Source organism: Micromonospora sp. HK10 (genome assembly GCF_000982955.1).
Lineage (GTDB): Bacteria > Actinomycetota > Actinomycetes > Mycobacteriales > Micromonosporaceae > Micromonospora.
Genome location: NZ_KQ058875.1, coordinates 48,249 through 55,534, shown reverse-complemented (window position 1 = coordinate 55,534; position 7,286 = coordinate 48,249). Strand labels below are relative to the sequence as shown.

The 7,286-nt window shown below is 73.5% G+C and carries 6 protein-coding genes; 5 read left to right on the top strand and 1 reads right to left on the bottom strand.

The window, feature by feature from the left end; all coding sequences use genetic code 11:
- Window positions 1–183: 183 nt before the first annotated feature.
- Entirely contained in the window at window positions 184–1,017 is an 834-nt protein-coding gene (locus tag LQ51_RS25415; RefSeq protein ID WP_046569911.1) for a class I SAM-dependent methyltransferase, read from the bottom strand.
- Window positions 1,018–1,136: 119 nt separating this feature from the next.
- Here LQ51_RS25415 and LQ51_RS25410 point away from each other — a divergent pair, with 119 nt between their 5' ends.
- The 5 genes from LQ51_RS25410 to LQ51_RS25390 all read left to right on the top strand — a co-directional run bounded on the left by LQ51_RS25410 (window position 1,137) and on the right by LQ51_RS25390 (window position 7,285).
- Window positions 1,137–2,207, top strand: a complete 1,071-nt coding sequence (locus tag LQ51_RS25410) for an LCP family protein (RefSeq protein ID WP_046569909.1) — start codon at window positions 1,137–1,139, stop codon at window positions 2,205–2,207.
- A gap of 190 nt (window positions 2,208–2,397) precedes the next feature.
- Window positions 2,398–3,861: a sugar transferase gene (locus tag LQ51_RS25405; protein ID WP_369799893.1), complete on the top strand. Its 1,464-nt coding sequence runs from the start codon at window positions 2,398–2,400 to the stop codon at window positions 3,859–3,861.
- 66 nt (window positions 3,862–3,927) lie between these two features.
- Complete coding sequence (locus LQ51_RS31515; protein ID WP_052745052.1) at window positions 3,928–4,893, top strand: glycosyltransferase family 2 protein; 966 nt, start codon at window positions 3,928–3,930, stop codon at window positions 4,891–4,893.
- Complete coding sequence (locus LQ51_RS31510) at window positions 4,893–5,957, top strand: glycosyltransferase (protein WP_197087906.1); 1,065 nt, start codon at window positions 4,893–4,895, stop codon at window positions 5,955–5,957. The genes LQ51_RS31515 and LQ51_RS31510 overlap by 1 nt, the downstream gene beginning before the upstream one ends.
- A complete protein-coding gene (locus tag LQ51_RS25390; RefSeq protein WP_156313222.1) occupies window positions 5,954–7,285 on the top strand; it encodes a lipopolysaccharide biosynthesis protein in 1,332 nt (443 codons plus the stop codon). Before LQ51_RS31510 ends, LQ51_RS25390 begins: the two co-directional genes overlap by 4 nt.
- Window position 7,286 lies beyond the last annotated feature (1 nt).

Below are 7,286 nucleotides of genomic sequence, written 5' to 3'. Positions count from 1 at the left end.
CCGCCGCGGCGGCGAGCCGGCGACGGCGGCCGGCAGCGGCCCGGCGGCGGCCGGGGCCGGACCGGGCGGGACCGTCGTGGGGGTCGGTGGGGGCGCTGCCGTCGGTCACGCCGGTGGATGCTGCCGCACCGGCGCGCCCGGGGACAAGCGGGCTAAGCGAAAGCTAAGCCCGCGGCTGCCCGGTCACCAGGCGGCGCCGATGCCGTCCCCCGGGTACCAGTGCCGGGCGGGGGTCTCCCGGTAGGCGAGGAAGCGCCGCCCGGTCCGCTCGGCGTGCTCGGCCAGGACGTTCGTGGCGGTCACGTTGTCGGTGAGCAGCAGCGCGCCGGGGGCGAGGTGCGGCTCGACGGCGGCGAACTCGCTCCGCTCGTGGATCCGGCTGTGGTCGCTGTCGTGCAGGAACAGGTCGACGGGCCGGTCGAGGGCGCGGATCGAGGTGACGGAGTCGCCGATGACCAGGTCGACCACCTCGGCCCAGGGGGTGGCGCGGGCCAGGTAGCCGGCGTCCGGGTTGATGTCGAGGGAGGTGAGCCGGCCGGGGTGACCCTCCGCGGCGTTGCGGAGCAGCGCGGCGGCCAGCACGCAGCTGCCGAGCCCCTTGTCCACGCCGGTCTCCACGACGTGCCGGGGCGTGCGGGCGCGGACGATGGCGTACCAGCCGATCCGGCGGGCGTAGCGGACGTGCCGGTCGGCGAGGCCACGGCGGGACGCGGTGGCGGTGGCGGTCTGGATGTGCCGGCGCAGCTGCTCGTCGCCCTCGATCTCGGCGAACCAGTCGCGCACCCGCCGGACGGGCACGTCGCAGACGAGGCTGACGTACCAGGCCAGGTGGTGCCGGCTCAGCGTGGTGAGGTCGTACGTGTAGTTGTGGTGTTCGCGCGAGGTGAGCAGCCAGCGGGCGGAGGTGGCCAGCACCCGCGCGTCGTGCCGGGCCACCCGGGCCAGCCGCTTGGGGAAGGCGGCGACGGGTGCCAGTGGCGTCCGGGCGACGGCCCGCCGGAGCTTCGATGCGTCCACCTCAGCCGTTGTACCAGTTATGGGGTGCCGGTCGGGCCGGAAGCACCGAACGGATGGGCCGGCCCGACCGGTCGGACGAGGGTCCGCGTGGCCGAGCGCGAATCAGTAGCATCGCGCCCATGTCAGATCCCCAGCGGACCCTCCCCGCGCCGGACACGTCAGACAGCAACTCCGAAGTGGATCCGGGCGGGGCCGGGTCCGGTACCGTCACCGCGCCGCGACGGCGGCGGGGCCGGCGCATCCTGCTGATCACCCTGCTGGTGGTGGCCCTGCTCGGTGCCGGGGGCGTCGGCGCGGCCGCCCTCTACCTGCGGTCGGTGGAGTCGGACATCGATCGGGTCGACGCCTTCGAGGGCGTGCCGCAGGAGGCGCGACCGCCGGTCGCGGCGGCCGGCGCGATGAATATCATGATCCTGGGCAGTGACTCGCGCGACCCGGAGAGCACCGGGGGCTCCCGGTCGGACACCATCATCGTGGCCCACCTGCCGAAGGGCCGGAAGAGCGCCCAGTTGATCTCCATCCCGCGGGACACCTGGGTGCACGTGCCCCGCTCCAAGGACGGCCAGCACGGCAACCGCGACGCGAAGATCAACGCCGCCTACGCCTGGGGTGGCACGCCGCTGATGGTGCAGACCGTCGAGGAGTTCACCAGGGTACGGATCGACCACGTGGCGATTGTCGACTTCGCCGGCTTCAAGGAGATCATCGACGCGCTCGGCGGCATCGACATCGTCTCCGACCGGGATTTCACCTCGATCCACCCGCCGTTCCGGAAGTTCGCCAAGGGCGCGCAGCACATGGACGGTGAGACGGCGCTGGACTACTCCCGGCAGCGCAAGCAGTTCCCGGACGGCGACTTCGCCCGGATCCGCCACCAGCAGCAGGTCATCAAGGCGATCCTCGACAAGGCGGCCTCCGGCGGCATCCTCACCAACCCGGCCCGGCTGAACGACTTCGTCAAGGCGTCCACCTCCTCGGTCTCCGTCGACAAGGGCATGTCGCTGCTGGACATGGCAACCGACCTGCGCAGCCTGCGCGGCTCGAACCTGGCCTTCTTCACCAGCCCCACCAAGGGCACCGGGCGGGTCGGCACGGAGAGCGTGGTGTTCGCGGACACCGCCAAGGTGCGCACGTTCTATGACGCGGTACGTCGCGACGCGGTCCCGGAAATCATGGCCGCCGGAAAGTAGGAGTGCCGACTGTCCAGGCGGCCCTGTGAACGTGGCGGATCAGGCCTTATCCTGCCTTCGCTCCCATCGGTCATCAATGTCGGACGTGGGTGCCACGGGGGAAGGACCAGCAATGCCACGGCAACCGGCGACGGGCCAGCAGACGCCTGCGACCAGGGCACGCGCCGACAGTCCACAGGGGCCGGTCGAGGTGACGGGTGATGCCGGCCGGAGCAGCCCCGGCGTACCGCTGAAGACCTCGGGCCGGCCCGAGGGTGAGCCGCCGGCTGGCGCTGGGCGGCCCGGGCTGGACGCGACGGCGGTCCTGCCGTACGCCGGTTCCCGGGCCTCCCACCGCACCCGCGCGCTGCGGGCCTGGATGATGACGGCGCCGGTCGACGTCGCCGCGCTGCTCGCCCCGCTGCTCATGACCCACCAGTACTGGCGTGGGACGCTGGTGATGGCGGGTCTCACGGTCACCTTCTTCGCGGCGGGCGGGCTCTACCATGCCCGACGCCACGTGAGCATCCTCGACGAGCTGCCCAGCCTCTGCGGCCGGCTGCTGGCCTCGGCCGCCGTGGTGGCGATGATCGCCGCGCTGCGTCACGAGTCCGCCGAGTACGTCCTGGGTTTCACCAGGGGGGTCGGGATCGCCGCCGGGCTGGTGCTCGTCGGCCGGCTGCTGACCCGGGAGTTCGCCACCATCGCCCGCAAGCGGCGGTGGGTGGAGCACAACGCGATCATCATCGGCAGCGGTCCCACCGCCGTGGAGCTGGCCCGCCTGCTGCGTCGCTACCCCCAGTACGGCCTGCGTTTCGTCGGCTGCGTGGATGCCACGTCGCGGCCCGGGTCGGCCGCCCAGCCGCTGATCGGCCGTCTCGACGAGCTGGAGCAGCTGGTCCGGATCGTCGAGTGCGACGTGCTCATCATCGCCGATCCGGAGTGCCCGGAGTCGGTGCTCATGGAGGTGCTGCGCCGGCCCGGGAACGCCGCCTGCGACCTGTGGGCGGTGCCCCGGTTGTGGGGTTCCCGGTCGCACGGCGACCACATCGGCGCGATCCCCATCGTGAAGGTCGGCGACACCACGCTCTCCGGCCCCCGGTGGGCCCTCAAGCGCGCGTCCGATGTGATGTTCGCCTCGCTGGCGCTGCTCCTGCTGAGCCCGGTGCTGCTGCTGTGCGCGCTCGCGGTGCTCATCGACGGCGGGCCGGGCATCTTCTTCCGCCAGGTGCGGATCGGTCGGCACGGCGAGCCGTTCCACATCATCAAGTTCCGCTCCATGCGCCCGGTGGACGAGCACGAGTCCCAGACGAACTGGTCCATCGCGCATGACCGGCGGGTCGGCCCGATCGGTCGGTTCCTGCGGCGCACCTCGCTGGACGAGCTTCCGCAGCTGTGGAACATCCTGCGCGGCGACATGAGCGTCGTCGGGCCGCGGCCGGAACGTCCGTACTTCGTGGAGAAGTTCTCCGCCGAGTACCCGAACTACGCCATGCGCCACCGGGTGCCGGTGGGTCTGACCGGGCTCGCGCAGGTCAGTGGCCTGCGGGGGGACACCCCGATCTCCGACCGCGCCCGGTTCGACAATTACTACATCGAGAACTGGTCGCTGTGGTTGGACGCCAAGGTGCTGCTGCGTACGGTCGCGGAGGTGTTCCGCGCCGGCGGCCGCTGACCCACCGGCGTCCGGGCTGCTCCCCGACCAACGACCATGTTCCGCCCCTGATTCCTGGAGATCTTCTTGCCGGACGTTTCGGTCGTCATTCCCACCACGGGCAGGCCCAGCGTCGCCGAGGCGGTGCGCAGCGTCCGCGCCCAGCGTGCGGTCTCCGTGCACATCGTGGTCGTCTGCGACCTCGCCGAGGTGCCCGCGACCGTCCAGGAGCTGCGCGGTGAGGTGGACGAGGTGGTCTGCACGGGTGGCGGACGGCGCGGCTCGTACGCCCGTAACCTCGGCGTGGCGCACGCCGCGCCGGGCAGCCACGTCGCGTTCCTCGACGACGACGACGCCTGGCTGCCGGGCAAGCTGGCCGCTCAGGTGCCGGCGCTGGAACGACTGGCCGCCGAGGGCTGGCGGCCCGTGGTGTCGTCCCGGATCCTGCAGCGCAAGGCCGGCGGCGCACCGCTGCCGACCGCCGCGCCTGCCACGCTGATCGCCGACGGCGCGCTGCCCGAGGATTACCTGTTCCGCCGGCGCCGGCTCGGCGTCGGCCGGCAGTCGCTGCCCACCTCGACCCTGCTCACCACGGGTGAGCTGGCCAGCGCGTGCCGGTGGGACGAGACCCTGCCCCGGCACCAGGACTGGGACTGGCTGGTCCGGGCCGCGCGCCTACCGGGCGCGAGGATCACCCAGGTGCCGGCGGCCACCGCCGTCTACACCGTGGGCAGCCCGGGGTCGATCTCCGCCGGGGCCGACTGGCGTACGTCGTGGGCATGGGCCAGCCGCTGGGAGGGCGTCTGGGCCCGGGAGACGTTCGCGGACTTCATCGCCGCGCAGACCCTCCGGTACGCCCTGCAGGCCCGCGACTGGGCCGGCGTCCGGGAGATGATGGCGGCGATCCGCCGGAACGCGGCGCCCTCCGCGCCGAACGCCGCGCTGGCCGCACTCGGTATGGTGCCGCGTGCCACCCTCGAGCGGGTCGCGATGCGCCGGTCGCGCACCGCCACCGATACCGCCGTTCCCCGACAGCCGGACGGGTTCCGCTGATGCGCCTGCACTTCGTCCTCCCCCAGTTGGAACCCTGTTATGGGATGGAGCGGGTCGCCGTCCTGCTGATGCGGAGCCTGCGGGCGTCCGGGGTGGCGGTCTCCGCGACCGTGCTGTCCCGGGGGATCCCGCCGGACCTGGACGACCTGGCCGTCGACCGGCTGGCGGTGAGTAGCCGGATCAGCCGGCTCGTGGAGGCCGTCCCGCCGCTGCGGCGTCGGCTCCGGGCGCTGCCCGCCGAGACCGTGATCGTGTCCAGCGGGCTCTGGGCCACGGTGCCCGTCGGGGCGGCGCTGGCCGGCTCCGGCCGCGACTTCATCGCCTGGGAGCACTCCCTGCTGCCGGCCCGGCTCGCCGCCGACCGGAGAGTCCGGGTGCTCGCCCGGATCGCCCGGGCTGCGGCGCTGCGGCCCCGCCTCGTGGTCGCGGTCTCCGAGGGGGTCGCCCGGACGGTTCGCGGGCTCGCACCCGGCCAGCCGGTGAGCACGATCCCGAACCCGCAGCCGGTCGGTGAGTTCGTCCCGCCGCGCCCGGTCGGCTCCGGCGAGGTCCGGCTCGTCACCACCGGCGCGCTACGGCCGCTGAAGAACCACGGGTACGCGCTGGCCGCGCTCGCCCTGCTCCCCGAGCGGTACCGGCTCACCCTCGCCGGGGACGGCGCGGAACGCGACCTGTTGACGAAGCAGGCCGCGGAGCTGGGCGTGACGCACCGGGTCCGGTTCCTGGGCCGGATACCGGACGTCGGAAAGCTGCTCGCCGAGGCGGACGTGCTGGTGCACCCGTCCCGGGCCGAGACCTTCGGGTTGAGCCTGGTCGAGGCGGCCGAGGCGGGCGTCCCGGTCGCCGCCCTGCCGGTGGCCGCGCTGGACGAGCTGGTACCCGCCCTCGTGCCCGGCGTCCTGGCCGCCGAGTCCACGCCGCGGGCACTCGCCGACGCGGTCCTGGCGATGACGGGTGACCGGCGCCCGGGCCGCGCCGACTTCGCGCAGGCCTGGCGGGCACGGTCGGCGACCCTGGACCCCGCCGAGGTCGCCCGCCGGTGGGTGGCGGTGTCGACGCGATGACCATCGCGGACGCCGCCACCGACCGGACCGGGCGGGCGAAGGCCCGGCGGCCCGCCACCGGGCCGCGCGACGGCTTCCTCGGCAAGTCGGCGAAATTCCTCACCGGCACGCTGCTGCGCACCCTCGCCCAGGGCGCGCTCTTCGTCCTGCTGGCCCGCGAGATGCCGATCGGCGAGTACGGGCTCTTCGTCGGCGTCACCGCGCTGATCGCGGTGGTGTCGCCGTTCGCGTCCGCCGGCGTACCGAGCCTGATCTTCCAGAGCCACGCCGACGCACCGGCGGACTGGGCCCGGCACCTCGCCCGCGGCCTGGTGCTGACCCTCACCTTCGGCGCCGGCGCGTCGGTGCTGGTGACCGCCGCGGGCGCCGCCGTCTGGGGCACCCAGATCGATCCGGTCGACGTCGCCGCCCTGGCCGTGGCGGACCTGGTCGCCTGGCGGCTGATCGAGGCGGTGGCCGCCTCCGTCCAGGCGCGCGGAAAGGTCTTCATCGCGTCGGCGATCCCGGCCGTGCTGCACGTGTGCCGGCTGGCCGCCGTGGTGCTGCTCGCCGCCGCCCAGCCGGGACCGGTGACCGTGCACGGCTGGGCCGTCACCTCGGCACTGCTGTCGGCGGTGATCTGCCTGCTGGTGCTGGCGTACGGGTTGCGCGGGGCGGGGCTGCCCCCGGCCACCGGCGCCTTCGGGCAGGTGCGGTCCGGGCTGCTCTTCGCGGTCGGCCTCTCGGCGCAGACGGTCTACAACGACCTCGACAAGGTGATGCTGTCGAAGCTCGGCAGCCCCGAGGGGGCGGCCATCTACGCCGCCGCGTACCGGGTGGTGGACTTCGCCTACACCCCGGGACGGGCCATGGCAGCGGTCGCCTATCCGCGCTTCTTCGAGGCGGGCCGGGACGGCCCACGCGCGGCCCTGCGGCTGACCCGCCGGCTGACGCCCCGTTACCTGGCGTTCAGCGTGCCGGCATCGCTGCTGCTGGTGGCCTGCTCCGGGTTGATGCCGACGGTCTTCGGGGACCGGTACGCGGCGGCCACCACGGCGCTCCAGGGCCTGGCCGCGCTGCTGGTGCTGAAGGCCATCCACTACCTCGCGGCCGACACCCTCTCCGGCAGCCGGCTGCAGGGTCGGCGTACCGTCTGCCAGATCGCGATCGGCGTGATCAACGCCGGGCTCAACGTCTGGCTGATCCCGGCGTACGGCTGGCAGGGCGCGGTCGCCTCCAGCCTGATCTGTGACGCGCTCCTCGGCGTGCTGCTGTGGGGTTGCGTCGTGGTCGCCGTACGGCGTGACCCGGCGCGCGGGCACGGGACGAGCACCATGGAAAGGGCCTGAG

Bases quoted from the DNA above. Each gene is read 5' to 3' on its own strand.
- LQ51_RS25410 (WP_046569909.1), top strand. From the start codon at position 1,137: ATGTCAGATCCCCAGCGGACCCTCCCCGCGCCGGACACGTCAGACAGC.
- LQ51_RS31510 (WP_197087906.1), top strand. From the start codon at position 4,893: ATGCGCCTGCACTTCGTCCTCCCCCAGTTGGAACCCTGTTATGGGATG.
- LQ51_RS25390 (WP_156313222.1), top strand. From the start codon at position 5,954: ATGACCATCGCGGACGCCGCCACCGACCGGACCGGGCGGGCGAAGGCC.